Genomic DNA, 19,532 nt, shown 5'->3' with positions numbered 1-19,532 from the left:
TCACCACGGATGCGACGTTCGCCGCCCGGCCTCCTGCCCGGCCGCCGATAAACTCGGGCATCGCCGCCCCTGCTCCCGAAGCGAGGACAGCACGTGACCTTCGACGTCCACCAGCTCGACACGTTCGTGCTGGTCGGTGCGGGTGTCACGTTGCTCGCGATCCTCGCGGTCCGGCTCAGCTCGCGGGCAGGTCTTCCCAGCCTGTTGCTCTACCTGCTGATGGGGGTGGCGCTCGGGGAGAACGGCATCGGCATCGACTTCCAGAACGCCGAGCTCGCGCACGCACTCGGCTTCGCCGCCCTGGCCCTGATCCTGGCCGAGGGCGGTCTGACCACGAGCTGGGACGCCGTGAAGCCGTCGATGCGTCTGGGGTTGTCCTTGGCGACGCTCGGGGTGGCGGTGTCGGTGGCGATCGTCGCGCTGGGTGCGCACTTCGTGCTCGGTCTCTCCTGGCAGCTCTCGGTGCTGCTCGGTGCGGTGACCTCGCCGACGGACGCGGCCGCGGTCTTCTCGGTGCTGCGGGGCCTTCCGCTCTCCCCGCGCCTGGTGGGAGCGCTCGAGGCGGAGTCGGGCTTCAACGACGCCCCGACGGTCGTCCTGGTCACGCTGATCTCGACCGGGTCGGTGGCGGACCACGGCGTCCCGACGACCGTGCTGGTGATCGTCTTCGAGCTGGTCGTGGGCGTGGTCCTCGGGCTCGCGGTCGGGTTCGGCGGAGCCTGGCTGATGCGGCGCGCTGCGCTCCCGTCGTCCGGTCTCTACCCGCTGGCCGTGCTGTGCCTGGCACTCCTGTCGTACGGCGCGGCCGCGGGCGCCCACGCCTCCGGCTTCGCCGCGATCTACGTCGCGGCGCTGGTGCTCGGCAACTCCGAGCTGCCGCACCGGATCGCGACCCGGTCGTTCGCGGAGGGCGTCGCCTGGCTGGCGCAGATCGGGCTGTTCGTGATGCTCGGGCTCCTGCTCACCCCGAGCCGGATCACCTGGTCGGTCGTGGGCATCGCCGTCGTCGGCAGCCTGCTGCTCACCTTCGTGGCCCGGCCGATCACGGTCTGGGTGAGTGCCGTGGTGCAGCCGATGCCCTGGCGGGAGGTCGGGTTCGTCTCGTGGGCAGGTCTGCGCGGCGCCGTGCCGATCGTGCTCGCGACGATCCCGCTCGCCGAGAAGGTCACCGACGCGGAGCGGCTGTTCGACATCGTGTTCGTGATCGTGGTGATCTCGACGGTCCTGACCGGGCCGACCCTGCCGACGGTCGTCCGGTGGCTCGAGGTCACGCGGCAGCTCGAGCCCCGCTCCCTGGACCTGGAGGTCGCCCCGCTGGAGCGGGTCGCCGCCGACATGCTCCAGGTGACGATCACCCCGGTGTCCCGTCTGCACGGGGTCGAGGTCGGCGAGCTGCGGCTGCCCGAGGGGTCGTCGGTCTCCATGGTCGTGCGTGACGGCCGCACGATCGTGCCCGAACGGCGTACCGTCCTCCGCCGCGGCGACGACGTGCTGATCGTGACGCCCCACCACCTGCGCGAGCCCACCGTCAAGCGGCTCCGGATCGTCTCCGCGCACGGCCGGCTCGGGCGCTGGCTCGGCGACTGATCAGCCCGTCGGAGGCGAGCAGATCGTCGTGGGCTGGGTGACCTTGGTGGACTGCTTGCCCTGCACCAGCTTCTCGAACTGCGGGCCGACCATCACGACCACGCCCGGCCCGCCGTGCTTCTTCCTGACGATGCTGGCGTGGGGGCCGAGCCGGCTGGCGACCAGCAGGACCGCCGGGTTCCTGCGGTCCTGCGTCCAGATCTGGGCGTAGTGGACGACGGTGCCCTTGGGCGCGTTGCCCGCCTCGCCCGGCCCGAAACCCTGGTCCTCGAACGCCGACAAGGTGCGCTCGGCGAGCCCCACCCGCTCGCTGGCGTTGAAGACGCTGACGGTCACCTTGGGCGGGGAGACCCGGTCACCGGGCTGGAGGACCGTGGGATAGCAGTCCTTCGGCGCCGCCTTGTGCGGGAACGGCTTGGTCAGCGACGCCCACCCCCAGGTGACGCCCAGCATCAGCAGGACGACCAGCACGGCCAGCGTGAGCAGCGTCTTGACGTGGATGTTCATCGGTTACCGGCGTCGGCCATCTCGTGCACCCGGGCGTGGAGCACGTGCCGTTGCTGGAGGGCCGCCCGCAGCGCGCGGTGCAGCCCGTCCTCGAGGTACAGCTCGCCGCGCCACCGAACGACGTGCGCGAACAGGTCGCCGTAGAACGTCGAGTCCTCGTCGAGGAGAGTGTCCAGGCGCAGGGTGTCCTTGGTGGTGACCAGCTCGTCGAGCCGGACCTGGCGCGGCGGCAGTGCCGCCCACGCGCGTGACGAGAGGTCGTGCGGAGGGTACGGCCGACCGTCTCCCACCCGCTTGAAGATCACGCGGCGAGTCTACGCAGAGCGTGCTCCCGGCCCCCCTGACTAGATTTCAGCCCGTGACCTCCGCGACCGAGAACCCCATCGCCGCCGCCGTGGCCCCCGGGTACGCGTTCACCGGCCCGGCACTCGAGCTCGGCGCGCTCATGCTCGACGAGACCGACATGTCCGACGTCCACATCAGGATCCCGCTGGGCATGCTCAACCGGCACGGACTGGTGGCCGGCGCCACCGGCACCGGGAAGACCAAGACGTTGCAGCTGCTGGCCGAGCAGCTGTCGACGAACGGCGTGCCGGTGTTCGCGGCGGATATCAAGGGCGACCTCTCCGGCATGTCGGTGCCGGGCACCGAGGACGACAAGATCAAGGCCCGCGCGGCGTCCGTCGGGCAGAGCTGGGAGGCGAAGGGCTTCCCGGTCACGTACTACGCACTCGGCGGCGAGGGCACCGGCATCCCGCTGCGGGTGACGATGACGTCGTTCGGCCCGATCCTGCTGAGCAAGGTGCTCGGGCTGAACGAGACGCAGGAGTCCAGCCTCGGCCTGGTCTTCCACTACGCCGACCAGGCCGGCCTCCCGCTGCTCGACCTCGACGACCTGCGCGCCGTCGTGCATTACCTCGACAGCGACGAGGGCAAGCCGGACCTCCAGGAGCTCGGCGGTCTGTCCAGCGCCACTGCCGGAGTCATTCTGCGCGAGCTGATCGCGTTCCAGAGCCAGGGTGCAGACGCGTTCTTCGGTGAGCCGGAGTTCGAGACCTCCGACCTCCTCCAGGTCACGTCCGACGGCCGGGGCATGGTGTCGATGGTCGAGCTGCCCAACCTGCAGGACCGGCCGGCGCTGTTCTCGACGTTCCTGATGTGGCTGCTCGCCGACCTCTTCCACGACCTGCCCGAGGTCGGCGACCCCGAGAAGCCGAAGCTGGTCTTCTTCTTCGACGAGGCACACCTGCTGTTCGACGACGCGTCGAAGGGGTTCCTGGACCAGATCGCGCAGACGGTCCGGTTGATCAGGTCGAAGGGCGTCGGGGTCTTCTTCGTGACCCAGAGCCCGACCGACGTACCGGACGACGTGCTCGCCCAGCTGGGCTCGCGGGTGCAGCACCAGCTCCGGGACGCCACCCCCAACGACGCGAAGGCGCTCAAGGCGACGGTCGACACCTACCCGACCTCGTCGTACGACGATCTCGGCAAGGTGATCCTCTCCCTGGGCATCGGCGAGGCCGTCGTGACGGTGATGAACGAGCGCGGCGCGCCCGCCCCGGTGGCCTGGACGCGACTGCGCGCGCCGGAGTCGCGGATGGCGCCGGCCGACCCGGCCGCGATGGAGGCGGCGGTGAAGGCGAGCCCCGGCTGGGCGACGTACTCCCAGGCCGTCGACCGCGAGTCGGCCAGCGAGAAGCTCGCCGCCCGGGTCGCCGCAGGTGCCGAGAAGGCCGCGCAGGAGGACGCGGCGAAGGAGGCCGGCAAGGGAACCGGGAAGCCCGCCCCGAGACCGCGGCCCGCCAAGCCGAAGGAGAGCACGTTCGAGAAGGTCGTGACCTCCTCGACGTTCAAGTACGCCGTGCGGTACGCCGCCCGCGAGGCCGTCCGGGGCATGTTCGGCATCGGCCGCCGCTGACCCCGTACTGTCGCAAGGACGCTCCACGGAGCCTGGCCACGCGCGCAACCGGCGCGCCGATGCGCACTCGCCAACGGCTGCGGGCAGACTCTGCGGTCATGTCGGCGTGGGGGAGGTCCCGGCGCGTCATCGCGCGCGTGGTGGCGGCGGGCGCAGCAGTGTTCTGGGGGTTCCTGTTCTTCGGGCTGATCGATCTCCTGACGCCCTTCGTGGGCGGGGAGGAGTTCGCCGATCACTTCCTGATGGAGACCGGCTGGGGCCTGACCTACCTCGTGCTCGTCGCCGTCCCGCTGCTGGTGCTCGTGATGCGGCCCGGTGCGGTGATGGCTCTGCTCGAGCTGGTCGCGGTGGGGGTGTCCATCGCGATCGGTGCGGGGCTGGCCGGCTCGCCACCGCACGTGTTGCCCGGCGTCGGGGTCGTGCTCACGGCGGCGGTGGTCGCCGTCCTGGTGGGGACGCGGGTGTCAGGAGTCCCGGGTCGGCCCACCCCGCTCGCGGCGATCGTGGCGGTCGTCGCCGTGCCGCCGGCCGCGGCGTACGCCTGGGAGATGGCGCGCTCGACCGAGAACCCCGAGGAGACATGGGGACTCGACCACTACCCTTTGCAGGCCGCGTTCGCGATCGCGGTCGTGCTGGTGGCGCTCCTGACGGCGTACGCCGTGCGCCGACCGGGCCGCGGGTGCTGGCTGCCTGCGTGCACCTCGGCGTGCAGCGCCATCTGGTTCGGCGCCCTCTCCCTGGTCTGGCCCGAACGGCTGGGCAGCCTCGGCACCGCTTGGGGAGCTGCCGCGGTCGTATGGGGGATCGCTCTGCTCGCGGCGGTGGCCGTCGACGAGCGGAGGTCCGCTACTTCATCCGGACCGTCGCCAGCACCGACTCGACCAGCTTCTTCCGAGCAGCGGCCGGACCGCTCATCTCGAACGAGAGCTTGACCAGCGGGGATGAGCCCGGCGTGACCGTGCCTAACTCCTCGAGGTGCTGGCCCTTCCCGATCGGGCCGGTGAGGGTGGTACCACCGAGCGCCGGCGAAGGTGACGGAGGGTGCGAGGTTCGGCTTCGGCTTCCAGTCGCTGTTCCTGATCGACAGCCGCGCGGCGAACCGGTTGCTGGTGCCCGGGAAGACCGTGATGTCGCTGTAGGTGACCTCGGTGCGGTAGTCGCGTGAGGCCGAGAACACGATCTCCTCGGCCAGGCTGTCGTCGTAGTCGAAGCCCTCCGGCGTGCGGGCGGTGAGGGCCTTCAGGTCGACCTTGCGTCCGGATGGCGGCCTCACCGCGGGGCTCGGGGACGTGCTGCCCGACGGACCGGTCGACACGTTGGGAGACATCGCCGGGTCGGAGGGCGGGCGGTGGCGTCGGACGGGTTGTCCCCGCCGCAGCCGGAGACCCACAGTGCGAGGCACGCGAGGAGCGCGAGCGACGCCGTACGCCGAGTCCCGAGAGGCGCCCCGAGAGCACAGATCACGGTGTCACGGGCTTTCACAGGGACGGGTCCCTCCACGCCAGCTGGACGACCTCGACGCCGCGGTCGCGGGTGACCAGACGGCCTCGGCCGGCGGGCGCGGGGCCGGGTCGGACATTGCCGATCAGCGCGCCCTCGTCCGGGCTGCCGGACAGCACGAGCCCAGGCATCGCCAGGTCTCGCAACGACTGGATGACCGGCTCGTAGAGCGCTCGTGAGGCACCGCCCGACCGACGGGCGACGACCACGTGCAGACCGACGTCGCGGGCCTGGGCCAGCAGCGGCTGCAGCGCCTGCAGCGGTGAGCTCTGCGTGGTGGCGACCAGGTCGTAGTCGTCGACCACCACGAAGACCTCCGCCCCGTTCCACCACGAGCGGTTGCGCAGCTGCTCGGGGGTGACGTCGGGTCCCGGGATCCGGTTCTGCAGGTACGACGCGAGGTCGGCCAGGGTGGGGACAGCCTGCGCCGCAGAGGTGAGGTAGTTCAGCAGGTACTCGTCGGGTACCTCGCCGAGCAGCGACCGCCGGTAGTCGACGACGACGACCTGGGCCTGCTGGGGCGTCCGGGTCCGCATCACCTCGTGGACGTAGCTGCGCAGCGCCCCGCTCTTGCCGGATCGGCCGTCCCCGAAGACGAGCCAGTGCGGCTCGGCGTCCGCGTCGAGACCGACCGGCGCCAGCTCCTTCTCGTTGACGCCGAGCAGCAGCCGTCCGCCCGTCCGACTCGGCTCGCCGGCCTGGTCGAGCAGCTCGTCGACGGTGAGCCGCTGGGGAAGCAGCCGCAGCTTCGGTCCGGCAGGACCGGACCACGCCGCGGTGATCTCCTTGACCAGGCTCTCGACGCCGTCGCCGAGGGTCGCGACGTCCGGCTCGCCGTCGATGCGAGGAAGGGCCGCGAGGAAGTGCAGCTTGCCCGGCACGAGGCCGCGGCCGGGGCGCGCCGGGGGCACCAGCGTGGCCAGCCTGCGGTCGATCTCGGAGTCCATCGGATCGCCCAGCTTCAGCTCCAGCCGGGTGCCGAGGAGGTCGCGCACGGCCGCGCGGTAGTCGGCCCAGCGCGAGGAGGCGGTGACGATGTGGAGCCCGAACGTGAGCCCTCGTGAGGCCAGCTGCTGGAGCTCGAGCTCGAGGTCGTCGAAGTCGGCGCGCAGCGTGCTCCATCCGTCGACGACGAGGAACACGTCGCCGTACCCGTCGTCGGCGCGCCCCTGGTCGCGGCGCGTCCGGTAGGTCTCGATCGAGTCGATGCCACAGGCCCGGAAGTACGCCTCGCGCCGGTCGACCACCCCGGCGACCTCGGCGACGATCCGGCGTACGACGTCGGGTTCCGACCGGGTGCCGATGCCGGCGACGTGCGGCAGCGACTGCATCGCGGCGAACGTGCCGCCGCCGAAGTCGAGCACGAAGAACTGGGCCTCCAGCGGCGTCGTGGTCAGCGAGAGGCTGGTGACCAGGGTCCGCAGCAGCGTGCTCTTGCCGGTGCGCGGGCCGCCGACGACGGCCATGTGGCCGCCGGCGCCCGCCAGGTCGACGGTCAGGGTGTCGCGGCGCTGCTCGCGCGGTCGGTCGACGGTGCCGAGCGGGATCGTGAGGCCGCCCAGGGCCCGCCACTCCTGGGAGACGAGGCCGAGCTGAGGGTCGGCGATGAGGTCGGGCATCAGCTCGTCGAGGGTGTCGGGGACGTCGAGCGGCGGCAGCCAGACCTGGTGCGCCCCCGGTCCGAGGCCGGACATCCGGCGGACCGCGACGTCGAGCAGGGACTCCTGCTCCCCGACCGGCACCGGGCGGGGCGCGGGCGCGAGCTGCGTCATCACCTCGGCGATCGTCCACGGCAGGATCCCCTGGACCGGACCGGGCTCGTCCCGGACCTCCGACTGCACGCGACCGCCGGCCGCCGGACCGGAGACGTACGCCGCCTTGAAGCGCAGCAACATCGACTGATCGGGCTTGAGGAATCCCAGGCCGGGCGTCGGCGGCAGCTCGTAGGCGTCCGGCACGCCGAGGACGGTGCGCGACTCCTGCGCAGAGAACGTGCGGAGGCCGACCCGGTAGGACAGGTGCGACTCGAGGCCCCGCAGTCGGCCCTCCTCCAGACGCTGCGACGCGAGCAGCAGGTGCAGGCCCAGCGACCGGCCGAGCCGGCCGATGGCGACGAAGAGGTCGAGAAACTCCGGCTTCGCCGACAGCATCTCGGAGAACTCGTCGACCACGATGAACAACGACGGCAGCGGGGTGAGGTCCTCGCCCGCCGTACGGGCGCGTTCGTAGTCGCGGACCGATGCGTAGTTGCCGGCGTCGCGCAGCAGCTCCTGGCGCCGCACCATCTCGCCGGAGAGGGCGTCCTGCATGCGGTCGACCAGGGTGAGCTCCTGGGCGAGGTTGGTGATCACGGCCGAGACGTGCGGCATCCCCGACATACCGGCGAACGTCGCGCCCCCCTTGAAGTCGACCAGCACCATGTTCAGCTGCTCGGGGGAGTGGGTGAGCGCCAGACCGAGCACCAGCGTCCGTAGGAACTCGGACTTCCCGGAGCCGGTCGCGCCGATCACCAGTCCGTGCGGGCCCATGCCCTGCTGGGCGGACTCCTTGAGGTCGAGGTGGATCATCCCGCCGTCGTCGCCGAGCCCGATCGGTACGCGCAGCCGGTCGCGCGCGGGCCGGCTGCGCCATGCCGTGCCCGGGTCGTAGCGGCGCACGTCGACGAGCCCGAGCAGGTCCATGAAGTCGAACGGACCCTTGATCTCGCCCGCGCTCGCGGGCTCGGTCTCGACCCCGGCGGTCACCACGTGCAGCGGCGCGAGCCTGCGGGCCAACGCCTCGGCGGTCGGCGAATCGCACTGGTCCGCGCCCGCTCGCACCGGCGTCTCGCGCAGCCGCATCGCAGTGATCGGGGGCCGGCCCTCGTCGGTGCGCGCGCCGTCCGCGAAGAGCAGCCGCAGCCGAGACGTCTCCTCGAGCTCGTCCCAGCGGCTGGGGAGGTCGAGCACGGTCAGACCGTGCAGTCCGTCGTGCGGGATCACGGGGTTGCCCGGCGGCAGCACGCCTCCGTCTACCACGAACAGGATGTGCGGGTCGGGCGCGGGCCCGTCGGCGCCGAAGCGCGGGCGATCCGCGAGGTCCGGCGGCAGCAATGGCGCCAGGTCGGCGAGGTTGGTCGACACCATCCGGCGCGGCCCGACCGCGTCGGACTCCCGGGCCGACAGCGCGTGCGGCAGCCACTTCACCCAGTCCCACTCCGCGAGCGAGGCCTCCGAGGCGAGTACGGCGATCGCGAGATGCTCGGGGGACTGGAAGGCGGCGGCGGAGCAGATGATCGCGCGCGCCAGCGACCGTGCCTCCTCCTCCTCGCCGCAGATCTCGATCCGGTCGAACGCGCGCAGGTCCACGGCCGCCGGCAGGTTCGGCTGCACCCGGTGGACGGCGAGCAGTCGGTGCAGCGCGGACGCCGCCGCCGCATCGACCTGGTCGATGGGGGCGGAGTCGGGCGGGACGAGCTCCAGGGACAGCGGCTGGGTGCACACGCCGTACCGCACCTGGAGGAACTGCGGGTCCGTGACCACGTGCTCCCACACCCGTGACCGCTCCTCGGCCAGCGCCGGCAGGGCCGACGGGTCGGGGTGCTGCCAGAGGAGTGCCGCCCGCTGCTGGGCGGCGGCGTCGCGGGCGATCTTGCGGACGCTGCCGAGGTAGCGGAGGTACTCCGTCCGGGTGCCGGTGACGGTCTGGTTGCGCTGCTTCCGCTGCCGGTCGAGCTGCACCACGATGAAGCCGAGCGTCGCGAAGAGGAACATCCCCGCGGCCAGAAAGCTGCGTCCCTGACCTCCCGGCGTCGAGCTGCCCATGGTGGCGACGAGCACGATCGAGCCCAGGCTGCCCAGCATCGGGATGGCGTTCATCAGGACGCCGCCGGCGCCCTCAGCCGAGGGGAGCACCGGCGGCTCACGCACCTCGATGACCCCGATCCGAAGCTCCGGCGCCTGGGGCCCTCGCACTCCGATGCTGGTGTCCAACGGGCCCTCTCGAGTCGGCGACGTGATCGGGCGTCGGACACTAGGGCTGATGCGTCAGGCGGTCCAGCGGGCTGCCTTCCGGCTGTGGACAACGGCGTCGGGCTCCAGCCCCTGTGGAGAGGCGACCGCACGGATCTCGCCGTTCGAGTAGACCTGAGACGTCAGCCGGGAACGGCCATCGCGACGTCGGGGGCCAGCCGAGGAAGGAACGTCGACATGTCATCAGCACGTGAGATGGGGCAAGGACAAGGCACTCTGTCCGCCGCCGCCGCCCTTGTGTCCGGGGCCCGGCATGACTTCGAGCGGCTGGACCGCGAGCTCGTCGAGCATCTGGCCGCCGCCAAGGCCGTGTGGGGCGGCGGCGGCAGCTCGGCGTTCCAGGCCTTGGGCCTCGCCTGGTCCGAAAGGCAGCGCACGATCGTCGGAGCACTCGACCGTTTCGAGGAGGGGTTGCGCGCGACCGAGCGGGACAACGTCGGCACCGACGAGACGCAGTCGGCGGCCTTCGCCCTCACTCACCATCGCCTGGGCTGACCAGTTCGGGCCACCTCACGAAAGGAGCAGATCATGGAGCTGGACGGACTGAAGGTCGTTCACGCTGGTCTCGACCAGGCAGCCGACGATCTGAGAGGGGTCGTCAGCAGGATCGACGCGCGGCTCCAGCAGCTGGACCGGGACCTCGCACCACTGCGCACGGCTTGGATCGGTGACGCGCAGCGGGCGTACGCCGCGGCCAAGCAGCGGTGGGACGGCGCGATCACGGAGATGCGCGATCTCCTGCAGCAGACCTCGGAACAGGTCACCCGGTCGAACTCCTCGTACCGCGCGGCGGACGCCCGTGGCGCCAGGAGCTTCGACATCTGAGCACCCGGCAGCTCGGGAGGATCGGATGGGTCCTGCGCCACCTCTGTTGCGCGTCACGGTGACCTCGCGGACGCGCCGCGTCGACCTCGTGCTGCCGGGCGTCCTACCTGTCGCGGACCTCCTTCCCGAGCTGGCGCGCTGCGTCGGGATCCTCGACGTGCAGACGGTGTACGGCGGATACCGCGCGGTCACCCGGGGCGGTCGGGTCCTCCGCACCGACCTCGGGCTGGGTGCACAGGGCATCGTCCACGGAGAGGTGATCACGATCGCGGCACCTGACGTCGAGGGGCAACGCCAAGCGCATGACGACGTGTCCGAAGCGATGGCGGAAGTGGTCGAGCGTGACGCCGGACGCTGGGGCTCTGCTGCCCGCCGCCAGACGGCTGTGTGGTCAGCGGCCGGCCTGCTCCTCGTGGGCGCAGGGGCGCTGGTCAGCCAGCACGGGATCGAACGCGCCCGTGGTGTCTGCGCTGCCGTTGTCGCAGTCGCGCTCCTGGCCGGTGCCGTGCTGTTCTCCCGCAGGGGGAGTGCGACGCTCGCCGCACTGACCTCGGGCCACTTGGCCTGTCTGTACGCCGGGGTCGCCGGTCTGTGTTGGGCCGGGCGAACGTCCATGCCGGGCGCTGCCGTAGCGCTGGCCGGTGTTGCGGTCCTCGTCGCCGGCGCGATCGCCGGTTTGGGCATGAGCACAGCGCGACTGATGCTTCTGCCTGCCGTGGCAGGGGGCAGTCTGTGCGCGGCCACCGGCCTGCTGATGCAGGCCACCGCTGTCGACCCGACCCTTCCCTTGACCATCGTGCTGACATTCGTGTTGCTCGTGACGAGCGGATTCCCGGCGCTCGCGCTCAGCACCTCGGGGGCCGGTCGGCACGCCCTGTCCGGCGCCTCGACATCACCGACCGAGGCCGACGGGATCGACATGGTGCGGTTGGCGGCGGAGGGCAGACTCGCCCGCGAGATCCTGGTCGCCGTGTCCGTGACGGCGGGGCTCCTGGTCGTGGCACTCGCGCCGTTCGCCGTCTCCCTGGGGCGGGTGGGAGTGGCGATTCCAGTTCTCGGCTGTGTGGTCGTGATGCTCCGGACGCGTCGCTACCGGAGCGGCCTCGACGTCCTGATCGGGCTCGCCTCCGGCATGCTCGGCCTCGTGTCCACGGGGGTGGCGGTCCTGGTGCTCGATGCGCGATGGCGGATGCCCGTTGCGGTGGTCGTGGCTGCTGCGGGGGTGGTGCTGCTCGGCCAGACCCTGTGGCAGCGCCCCCGCGATCCACGACCTGGCCGGGTGGGCGACCGGATCGAGTCAGCGGCGCTCGTCGCACTGTTGCCGGCGCTCCTCGTCGCGGCCGGGCTGTCGGTCGGGTGGACCGGCGGGGTGTGACCGAGGTGACGACCCATCGCGACCTGGCCGAGGCCGATGCCTTCCACCGTCACCGCCTCGTCACGGCATTCCTCTCAGGGGCCGGCACCGGCTCTCGCGTGCAGCCGCCCCGCGCCGGGCGTTGCCTCGTCGGCGGGCTCGTCCTCGCGGCGGTGCTCGTCGCCGGCTCAGCAGCCAGCAATGCGGTGACGGGTCACCCGAGCATCCGGTGCACACACGACTGGTGCCGGATCTCGCGCTGAGACGCCCGCTAGGCCGCTCGCGTCATCCGGGTTCGTCGGATCGGTAGCGCTCAGATTGACGGTGCATGATCTCGCGCATCGAGGTCCCGCGCGGGACGCCGTACATCGTGCCGGGGAAGTCGAGCGGCTCCTGGACCGCCCACAGCTCGTCGTGACGGTCGGGGGAGAACAGCTCTGCCGGGTCACCGGCCGCGATCCAGCCGATGGGCACGACGGAGTCCGGCGGAAGCGTGCTGTTGACGTGCAGGACGCTACGGATCCGGAGCTCGCTCCGGGCGCCGATCCGAGCCCCGGCGAAGGTCGCGACACCGGTGGCGAGGAAAACCTCGTCCTCGACGGTGGTGCCGTTCAGGTGGGCGTGGGGTCCGACCAGGACGGCGTCCCCGATCTGCAGCGGGTGATCCGGGCGCCCGCGCAGCACGGCGTTCTCCATGACGAGCACGTCCTCGCCGATCGCGACGGGCCCGGTGTCGCCGTTGACCACGGCGCCGTGCAGCACTCGGCTCCCCGCGCCGATGGTGACGTCGCCGCTGACCACCGCCGAGGGCGCGATCCACGCGGTCGGGTCGATCCTTCCCATCGACCCAACCTAGCCACGGATCCAGGCTCGGGACGGCTCGGCGATAATCGCTGCCCATGCGGATCCTGGTCTCCGGCGGGGCGGGCTACATCGGCTCGCACACGACCCTCCAGCTGATCGCGGCGGGGCACGATGGCGTGATCGTCGACGACTTCCGCCGCAGCAAGCGGTCGGTCGTCGCCCGGCTCGACGCTCTGGCCGGGCGGTCGATCGAGGTGCACGAGGTCGACCTGACCGACCTCGCCGCGACCGACGCGCTGGTATCGGCAGGTGGGTTCGACGCGGTGGTGCACTTCGCCGGGCTCAAGGCCGTGGGCGAGTCCGTGGAGAAGCCTCTCGACTACTACTCGAACAACCTCGGGTCGACGCTGTCGCTGCTCGCGGCGATGAGCCGGCACGGCGTACCGAAGTTCGTCTTCTCCTCCTCGGCCACCGTGTACGGCGAGAACGCGCCGGTGCCGATGCGGGAGGACTTCCCGACGTCGGCCACCAACCCGTACGGCTGGACCAAGGTGATGCAGGAGCAGATCCTGCGTGACGCCGCGGTGGCCGACCCGTCGCTGCGGGTCGCGCTGCTGCGCTACTTCAACCCGGTCGGGGCGCATGCCTCCGGCACGATCGGTGAGGACCCGTCGGGCATCCCCAACAACCTGATGCCGCTGATCGCGCAGGTCGCGGTCGGCCGCCGCGACAAGCTGCTGATCTACGGCGACGACTACCCGACGCCCGACGGCACCGGTCGCCGCGACTACCTCCACGTCGAGGACCTCGCCGCCGGGCACGTCGCAGCGCTCGACCGGCTCGGCACCACCGACGTCACGGTCTCGACCTGGAACCTCGGCACCGGCACCCCGACCTCGGTCAGGGAGGTGGTCGACGCGTTCTCGCGCGCCTGCGGCCACGAGCTGCCGGTCGAGGTCGCGCCGCGCCGTGCGGGGGACGTCGCCGAGTCGTACGCCGACCCGTCGCGCGCCGAGGCGGAGCTGGGGTGGCGCGCCGACCGCACCATCGACCAGATGTGCGAGGACACCTGGCGCTGGCAGTCGCAGAACCCGGACGGCTACCCGGACGCGCCGTCGGGATCGAGCAGCGACCTCAGGTAGGCGTCGATGTTGTCGAAGTTCGCCTCGAGACCGTCGTACTTGGTCATGTGGTCGCGCCCGGCCTGGTCACGGAACTTCAGCGTGTAGGTCAGCCTGGTCCCCCCGTCGATCTCCTCCAGATCCATCGACTCGACGGCGTGCGCGTCCGGCCACCCCTCGAACAGCCAGGTCTGGACGGTGCGGGCGGGCGGCTCGACCTCCAGGAAGGTGCCACGGAACGAGCACTCGTAGCCCTCGTCGGTGACGAAGACGTAGTGGTAGTCCCCTCCCACGCGCAGGTCGATCGAGCAGACCGTCACCTCCTCCCCGAAGGGAGCGATGGTCCTCCGCACGTGCTCCTCCCTCGTGAACACGTCGAAGACGAGCCCGATCGGAGCCTCGAACTCCCGGGTGTGGACGATCTCGAGCTCGTTCGGGAACTCGAGGACCGACCTCCCGTGCCGGTGATGTGTCACCGCTCTTCTCCCTTTTGTAGCTCCGTGAGGTAGTCGTCCACCCGATCCAGGCGAGCGTCCAGCGCCTGCTCGTACTTGGCCAGCCACTCGTGGAACGGCCGGAGGCGGGTGGGTTCGATGCGGTACAGCCGGCGACGGCCGACCGCCCGGCACCGGACGAGTCCGACCTCGCTGAGCACCCGGAGGTGCTTGGACACCTGGGGCTGGGACATCGAGAGGTCCTCGACGAGGGTCCCGACGGCCTTCTCGCCCGGGATCAGCGCGTCGAGGATGTCGCGGCGGTGCGCCTCGGCGACTGCAGTGAAGACGTCCGCCGTCGTCGAGGATCGGGCCACCGCATCAACATATTCCGATGTCGGCATATGTCAAGACCGCCGCCGGCCCCGACACCGTCAGGAGTGGTCGTCCCCGGGCGGCATCGCGGCCAGGTTGTGGGAGATCTCGACCTGCTGCCGGTCGCCGGACGCGGCCGACCGATCGCCCGCCGCGGCACTGCGATCTGCGGCCGCATCCGCACGGCTTCCCTCGGCGTTGTGGCGGTCGGCCGTGCTGGCCAGCCTGTCGTGCGCCGCGTCCTGCCGCTGTCGTCGCGCGTCGTTGAGCAGGTCCAGCACGTCTTGCTCGAGCATCTCGAGCTCGGAGAGGGCGGACTCGCAGTCGATGTCGCTCTGCTCGAGCTGGGCGGCCGCGTCCAGTGCCTGTTCCCGCAGCGTACGGGCACGCCCCTCCGCGGCTCGGCGCGTCTGAGTCTGGGAGATGCGATCGCGGACCGCCCAGTCCCTGTGCGTGGCCACGGCGTCCCGGTCGCTCGCGGCGCGGTCGCGCACCTCCGCCCGGAAGTCGCGGTCGTCATCGGCACGGTCACGGCGTACCGAGCGACCATCGCGCTGCTCGGCGCGGACGTCCCTCTGGTCGCCTCGGGACTCACTCATCCTCACACGCTACCCGCGTGGCCCAGCCGCGGTCTGACCGATTGCCTCCCAGGGAGAGGGGTCGAGGCCGTACTGTCGGCCGGTGGAACTTGTGCTCCTCGGTGTTCGCGGCTCGACGCCCGCGCCTGGCCCCGACTTCGTGCGGTACGGCGGTCACACGTCGTGCGTGGCCGTGATCCCCGACGGTGCGGGGGAGCCGACTCTCCTGATGGACGCCGGCACGGGGATGCGTTCGCTGCCCGGTCTGCTCGGTCCCGAGCCGTTCCGGGGGTCGATCCTGCTCAGCCACCTGCACTGGGACCACGTCGAGGGGCTGCCCTTCTGCCGGGCGGTGGACCGTGACGACGCCCGGGTCGACCTGCGCGTCCCGGAACAGGGTGGCGTCTCGGCACGCGACCTCCTGGCCCGGACGCTCTCGCCGCCGTCGTTCCCGATCGAGCCGGAGGGGCTGCTCGGAAGCTGGCGGTTCCTGCCGGCGTCGGACGGGACCAGCACGATCGAGGGCTTCGAGGTCACCGCGACCGGCATACACCACAAGGGCGGGCGCACCCTGGGCTACCGGGTCGCTAGCGGCGACGGGTCCTTCGCCTACCTGCCCGACCACGCTCCGTCGCGAGGCATGACGCCGGCCGGGAGAGCCCTGATCGACGGTGTCGACGTACTGCTGCACGACGCCCAGTTCACCGAGTCCGAACGGCGTCTCGCCGACGACTACGGACATGCCACCGTGGAGGAGACCATCGCCCTCGCCCACGAGGCACACGTCGGAAACCTCGTGCTCTTCCACCACTCACCGGTGCGCACCGACGACCAGCTCGACCGGATCCTCGACCTGGTGGACGCGCCGCTCCCTATCCTCGTCGCCCGGGAGGGGATGCGGATCGCGGTCGGTGCGCCCGAGGCCGAGTCGGCGGACCGGTCGGTCCCGGCCTGAGATCTCCTCGGACTCGGGATCGCCTGAATCGCTACGATCCGGCCCATGACTACCGTTCCGCCCGACCGCTCGCACGGCGTCGACGCCGACCGGATCCGGGCGCAGCCGCTGTTCGCGTCGCTGAGCGCCGGCGATGCCGAGGAGTTCGTTCGCTACTGCGAGGTCCGGCACGTCGAGCCGGGTCAGGCCGTCTTCACCCAGGGTGGTCTGGCAGCCGCGTTCTTCGTGATCGAGTCCGGCTCGGCCGACGTCGTCGCGGACGGTCAGCGGCTGCGAGAGATGGGACCAGGGGACTGGTTCGGCGAGATCGGCATCGTCGAGCACTCACCCCGGACCGCCACAGTCTCCGCCACGTCGCCGTTGACGGTGATCGTGATGACCGCGTTCGAGTTCCGCCGGCTGGAGGCCGAGCACCCAGACATCGCGGAGACGATCACGCGCACCATGCAGGAGCGCCTGCAGGCCTGACGGTGCCGTACGCCGGATGGCTGGCTGGCGGAGGATGCGGGATTCGAACCCGCGAGGGCTGTTAACCCAACCCGCTTTCCAAGCGAGCGCCATAGGCCACTAGGCGAATCCTCCGCGGAGGAGGGTACCCAAGCCGCGTCCGGCCCACGAAATCGCTCGGGCCGGACGCCGCGGGCGACGAAAACTGGCCCACAGACGGCGCGCGGCGAGCCGCGGCAGGGTCGTTTGTGGGCCAGTTTCCGCGCGGGCCGGATCGGCGGTGGCGCGAGTTCGTCCCTGGCTGGTGGGTCACCTAGACTCGCGGGCAACCCCCCATGCGGCGGCATCTCACCGAACTCCCCCAGGGCCGGAAGGCAGCAAGGGCAGGCGGGCTCTGCCGGGTGCGTGGGGGGCCTCTTTCTGCCCGGGCGGCCGGTTCATCACGGTCTGCAAGTGAACCGGAACACCCCGCCGTGAGCCCCGCTACACGTGCGGTGGTTCGCCTACGTCCCGTGATGAAACGAACACGGCTGTGGACGACCATGGCTCCCGAGCAGGCTCGCGTCACCGCTCCCTCCGGCCGTTGCCTGCCCACTTCATGAGCACGCAGCGTCCTCACCCGCCGCTTGTCGGCGCGGCTGGTTAGGGTTCAGGAGTGGAGTCCCCGCTCGCGCTCTATCGCCGCTACCGGCCCGAGACCTTCGCGGAGGTCATCGGGCAGGACCACGTGACCGAGCCGTTGCGCGCAGCCCTCGCGGGCAACCGGGTCAACCACGCCTATCTCTTCTCCGGACCGCGCGGCTGCGGCAAGACCACGTCCGCGCGCATCCTCGCCCGCACCCTCAACTGCGAGAAGGCGCCGGTCGCCGACCCGTGCGGTGTGTGCGATTCCTGTCTCGATCTCGGCCGGGGCGGGCCGGGCTCGATCGACGTGATCGAGATCGACGCGGCGTCCCACGGCGGCGTCGACGACGCCCGCGACCTGCGCGAGAAGGCGTTCTTCGCGCCGGTGAAGAGCCGTTTCAAGGTCTACATCATCGACGAGGCCCACATGGTCAGCACCCAGGGCTTCAACGCCCTGCTCAAGCTGGTCGAGGAGCCGCCGCCCCACCTCCGCTTCATCTTCGCCACCACCGAGCCGGAGAAGGTCATCCCGACCATCCGGTCACGCACCCACCACTACCCGTTCCGGCTGATCCCGCCTCGTCTGCTCACGGCGTACCTCTCGGAGCTCTGCGAGAAGGAGCAGGTGACGATCGAGCCGGCCGCGCTCCCGCTGGTGGTGCGCGCGGGAGGCGGGTCCGCGCGTGACACGTTGTCCGTGCTCGACCAGCTGATGGGCGGCGCCGGGCCCGAGGGCATCACCTACGCCCTGGCCTCCGGGCTGCTCGGCTACACCCCCGACACCCTGCTCGACGAGGTCGTCGACGCCTTCGCGGCCGGCGACGGGGCAGCGGTCTTCGGCGTCGTCGACAAGGTGATCGAGACCGGGCAGGACCCGCGCCGCTTCACCGAGGACCTCCTACGCCGCCTCCGCGACCTGGTCATCGTCTCGGCTGTGCCCGACGCACCCGCGACCGGGCTCATCGACATCGCCGAGGACGCCGCCGAGCGCCTCGTCGGGCAGGCCGCCCGGTTCGGGCCCGCCGACCTGTCGAGGGCCGCAGACCTGGTCGCGACGGGGCTCACCGAGATGCGCGGCGCCACCGCTCCCCGGCTCCTGCTCGAGCTGATCTGCGCGCGGGTGCTGCTGCCCGGTGCCGACCACTCGACCGAGGGCGTGATGGCCCGCCTCGACCGGCTCGAGCGCCGGATGACGATCACCGGCGGCGACCCCTCACCGGCGCCGTCCGTGCCGGCCGAGCCCGCGTCGGTGAAGCCGACGCCCCACGCCGTCGAGCCGACCGTGGTCGAGCCGGTCCGTCCGCCGACACCGGAGCCCGGCCCGGCGCGCGAATCTCCCGCCCGACCCACGGCCGAGACCCCCGAGACCTTCGAGACCCCCGAGACCCCGGCCTCCCCCCAGCTCGCCGCCGAGCCGACGTCCGCTCCGGCCACCACGTCGAGCGGCTCCACGCTGACCCTGGTCGACGTACGCCGCCTCTGGCCAGACATCGTCGAGGCCACCAAGCAGCGCCGACGTCTGACCTGGATCTACCTCACCCAGCAGGCCCAGGTCGTCGGCGTCGACGACCAGACACTCACGCTCGGCTTCGCGAACGCCGGCGCCCGCGACTCGTTCGACAACGGCGGCAGTGGCGAGATCGTCCGCCAGGCGGCCATCGACGTCGTCGGCCACGACTGGCGGGTGGAGACGATCGTCGACCCCGGCGCCGACCCCGAGGCAGCTCCTCCTCCGCCGGCACGCTCCCCGGAGCCCGCCGGCCCGCCCGCCCGCACGGCCGGAGACCAGCTGGGCTCCGCGTCCTCGCCAGAGCCCGGCACCGCCGAGGCCCCGGGCTGGGCCCGGGCCGAGCCCGCGCGATCCGCCGACCCGGAGGCCGAACCGACCGAGCGGACCCAGCAGACCGAGCGGACCGACCCGGCCGATGCCGACGGAGGCGCCCGTCCCGACGACTCCGACGCGGAGTCCTCCGGTCTCGACGGGGCCCAGCTCCTCCAGGAGGCGCTCGGCGCCCAGGTCATCGACGAGATCCCCCATCAGTGAGACCCCACGAGAAGCGGCAGGTGCATCCATGACCGACAACCCCTTCGAGGCGCTCGGCGGCCCCGGTGGCTTCGACATCCAGGGTCTGCTCCAGCAGGCCCAGCAGATGCAGGAGCAGCTCGAGAGCGCCCAGGAGCGGCTGGCCGACGCGCGGGTCGACGGCAGCGCGGGAGGCGGTGCGGTCACGGTCACCGTGAACGGTGTCGGCGAGCTCCAGGCCGTCACCATCAGGCCAGGCACGTTCGACGGCTCCAGCGACGACGACCTGAGCGACCTCGGCGACCTGGTGGTCGCGGCGTACCGCGACGCCAAGGCGCAGGCCGACAGCCTGGCCAGCAACGCGCTCGGCCCGCTCACCGGCGGGGGTACGCCGGACCTCGGCGGCTCGGCCCCCGGCGGTCCCGGAGCAGGTCCGGGCGCGCTCGGCTTCTCGCCGGGCTCCGAGTAGG

General features: G+C 71.5%; 19 protein-coding genes, 1 tRNA gene and 1 other RNA gene. 13 read left to right on the top strand and 8 right to left on the bottom strand.

Going from position 1 to position 19,532, the window contains the following annotated elements:
• Positions 1–93: 93 nt before the first annotated feature.
• Positions 94–1,587 carry a potassium/proton antiporter gene (locus tag VGK78_RS11495; RefSeq protein ID WP_331527771.1) on the top strand — a complete coding sequence of 498 codons (1,494 nt, stop codon included), beginning with the start codon at positions 94–96 and terminating at the stop codon, positions 1,585–1,587.
• Here the strand turns inward: VGK78_RS11495 and VGK78_RS11490 are convergent, their stop codons facing one another.
• Both VGK78_RS11490 and VGK78_RS11485 read right to left on the bottom strand, forming a co-directional pair.
• Positions 1,588–2,094 carry a LytR C-terminal domain-containing protein gene (locus VGK78_RS11490; RefSeq protein WP_331527770.1) on the bottom strand — a complete coding sequence of 169 codons (507 nt, stop codon included), beginning with the start codon at positions 2,092–2,094 and terminating at the stop codon, positions 1,588–1,590.
• On the bottom strand, positions 2,091–2,399 hold the full coding sequence (locus VGK78_RS11485; RefSeq protein WP_331527769.1) for a type II toxin-antitoxin system VapB family antitoxin: 309 nt from the start codon (positions 2,397–2,399) through the stop codon (positions 2,091–2,093). Before VGK78_RS11485 ends, VGK78_RS11490 begins: the two co-directional genes overlap by 4 nt.
• Positions 2,400–2,452: 53 nt before the next feature.
• Here VGK78_RS11485 and VGK78_RS11480 point away from each other — a divergent pair, with 53 nt between their 5' ends.
• Together VGK78_RS11480 and VGK78_RS11475 are read left to right on the top strand one after the other, a co-directional pair.
• Complete coding sequence (locus VGK78_RS11480; RefSeq protein ID WP_331527768.1) at positions 2,453–4,012, top strand: helicase HerA-like domain-containing protein; 1,560 nt, start codon at positions 2,453–2,455, stop codon at positions 4,010–4,012.
• A 98-nt stretch (positions 4,013–4,110) separates the two neighbouring features.
• Positions 4,111–4,944, top strand: a complete 834-nt coding sequence (locus tag VGK78_RS11475) for a hypothetical protein (RefSeq protein ID WP_331527767.1) — start codon at positions 4,111–4,113, stop codon at positions 4,942–4,944.
• A gap of 546 nt (positions 4,945–5,490) precedes the next feature.
• Here the strand turns inward: VGK78_RS11475 and eccCa are convergent.
• Positions 5,491–9,369 (bottom strand): type VII secretion protein EccCa, encoded by a 3,879-nt coding sequence (gene eccCa / locus VGK78_RS11470; protein WP_414690674.1) that lies wholly within the window; start codon positions 9,367–9,369, stop codon positions 5,491–5,493.
• 330 nt (positions 9,370–9,699) lie between these two features.
• On the opposite strand from eccCa, the gene VGK78_RS11465 reads away from it, so the two are divergent.
• Genes VGK78_RS11465 through VGK78_RS11450 form a run of 4 tightly spaced genes read left to right on the top strand, consistent with a single transcriptional unit; the run spans position 9,700 to position 11,964 of the window.
• Entirely contained in the window at positions 9,700–10,017 is a 318-nt protein-coding gene (locus VGK78_RS11465; protein WP_331527765.1) for a hypothetical protein, read from the top strand.
• A 33-nt stretch (positions 10,018–10,050) separates the two neighbouring features.
• Entirely contained in the window at positions 10,051–10,347 is a 297-nt protein-coding gene (locus tag VGK78_RS11460; protein WP_331527764.1) for a WXG100 family type VII secretion target, read from the top strand.
• Between the two features lie 25 nt (positions 10,348–10,372).
• Positions 10,373–11,722, top strand: a complete 1,350-nt coding sequence (locus tag VGK78_RS11455; protein WP_331527763.1) for an EsaB/YukD family protein — start codon at positions 10,373–10,375, stop codon at positions 11,720–11,722.
• A 5-nt stretch (positions 11,723–11,727) separates the two neighbouring features.
• Positions 11,728–11,964, top strand: a complete 237-nt coding sequence (locus VGK78_RS11450) for a hypothetical protein (RefSeq protein WP_331527762.1) — start codon at positions 11,728–11,730, stop codon at positions 11,962–11,964.
• A gap of 22 nt (positions 11,965–11,986) precedes the next feature.
• Here the strand turns inward: VGK78_RS11450 and VGK78_RS11445 are convergent, their stop codons facing one another.
• Positions 11,987–12,544: a gamma carbonic anhydrase family protein gene (locus VGK78_RS11445; RefSeq protein WP_331527761.1), complete on the bottom strand. Its 558-nt coding sequence runs from the start codon at positions 12,542–12,544 to the stop codon at positions 11,987–11,989.
• 56 nt (positions 12,545–12,600) lie between these two features.
• Between VGK78_RS11445 and galE the strand changes: the two genes are divergently transcribed.
• Positions 12,601–13,647 (top strand): UDP-glucose 4-epimerase GalE, encoded by a 1,047-nt coding sequence (gene galE, locus VGK78_RS11440; protein ID WP_331527759.1) that lies wholly within the window; start codon positions 12,601–12,603, stop codon positions 13,645–13,647.
• On the opposite strand, the gene VGK78_RS11435 is transcribed toward galE, so the two are convergent.
• Genes VGK78_RS11435 through VGK78_RS11425 form a run of 3 tightly spaced genes read right to left on the bottom strand, consistent with a single transcriptional unit; the run spans position 13,605 to position 15,034 of the window.
• Positions 13,605–14,102, bottom strand: a complete 498-nt coding sequence (locus VGK78_RS11435) for an SRPBCC domain-containing protein (RefSeq protein ID WP_331527758.1) — start codon at positions 14,100–14,102, stop codon at positions 13,605–13,607. The two genes, galE and VGK78_RS11435, sit on opposite strands and share 43 nt — an antisense overlap.
• On the bottom strand, positions 14,099–14,437 hold the full coding sequence (locus tag VGK78_RS11430) for an ArsR/SmtB family transcription factor (protein ID WP_331527757.1): 339 nt from the start codon (positions 14,435–14,437) through the stop codon (positions 14,099–14,101). Before VGK78_RS11430 ends, VGK78_RS11435 begins: the two co-directional genes overlap by 4 nt.
• A gap of 57 nt (positions 14,438–14,494) precedes the next feature.
• Positions 14,495–15,034: a hypothetical protein gene (locus tag VGK78_RS11425; RefSeq protein WP_331527756.1), complete on the bottom strand. Its 540-nt coding sequence runs from the start codon at positions 15,032–15,034 to the stop codon at positions 14,495–14,497.
• An 82-nt stretch (positions 15,035–15,116) separates the two neighbouring features.
• On the opposite strand from VGK78_RS11425, the gene VGK78_RS11420 reads away from it, so the two are divergent.
• On the top strand, positions 15,117–15,968 hold the full coding sequence (locus tag VGK78_RS11420; RefSeq protein ID WP_331527755.1) for an MBL fold metallo-hydrolase: 852 nt from the start codon (positions 15,117–15,119) through the stop codon (positions 15,966–15,968).
• A gap of 45 nt (positions 15,969–16,013) precedes the next feature.
• Positions 16,014–16,436, top strand: a complete 423-nt coding sequence (locus tag VGK78_RS11415) for a Crp/Fnr family transcriptional regulator (RefSeq protein ID WP_331527754.1) — start codon at positions 16,014–16,016, stop codon at positions 16,434–16,436.
• A gap of 25 nt (positions 16,437–16,461) precedes the next feature.
• Here VGK78_RS11415 and VGK78_RS11410 read toward each other — a convergent pair.
• Positions 16,462–16,550 (bottom strand) — tRNA-Ser (locus VGK78_RS11410).
• A gap of 192 nt (positions 16,551–16,742) precedes the next feature.
• Here VGK78_RS11410 and ffs point away from each other — a divergent pair.
• The 3 genes from ffs (at position 16,743) to VGK78_RS11395 (ending at position 19,531) form a co-directional block, all read left to right on the top strand.
• Positions 16,743–16,833: signal recognition particle sRNA small type (ffs, locus tag VGK78_RS11405), an RNA gene on the top strand.
• 237 nt (positions 16,834–17,070) lie between these two features.
• Positions 17,071–19,083 carry a DNA polymerase III subunit gamma and tau gene (locus VGK78_RS11400; RefSeq protein ID WP_331527753.1) on the top strand — a complete coding sequence of 671 codons (2,013 nt, stop codon included), beginning with the start codon at positions 17,071–17,073 and terminating at the stop codon, positions 19,081–19,083.
• Positions 19,084–19,111: 28 nt separating this feature from the next.
• Entirely contained in the window at positions 19,112–19,531 is a 420-nt protein-coding gene (locus tag VGK78_RS11395) for a YbaB/EbfC family nucleoid-associated protein (RefSeq protein ID WP_331527752.1), read from the top strand.
• Position 19,532 lies beyond the last annotated feature (1 nt).

The organism is Nocardioides sp. (assembly GCF_036503465.1).
Taxonomy (GTDB): Bacteria; Actinomycetota; Actinomycetes; order Propionibacteriales; family Nocardioidaceae; genus Nocardioides.
This window is presented reverse-complemented; position numbering and strand designations above follow the sequence as displayed.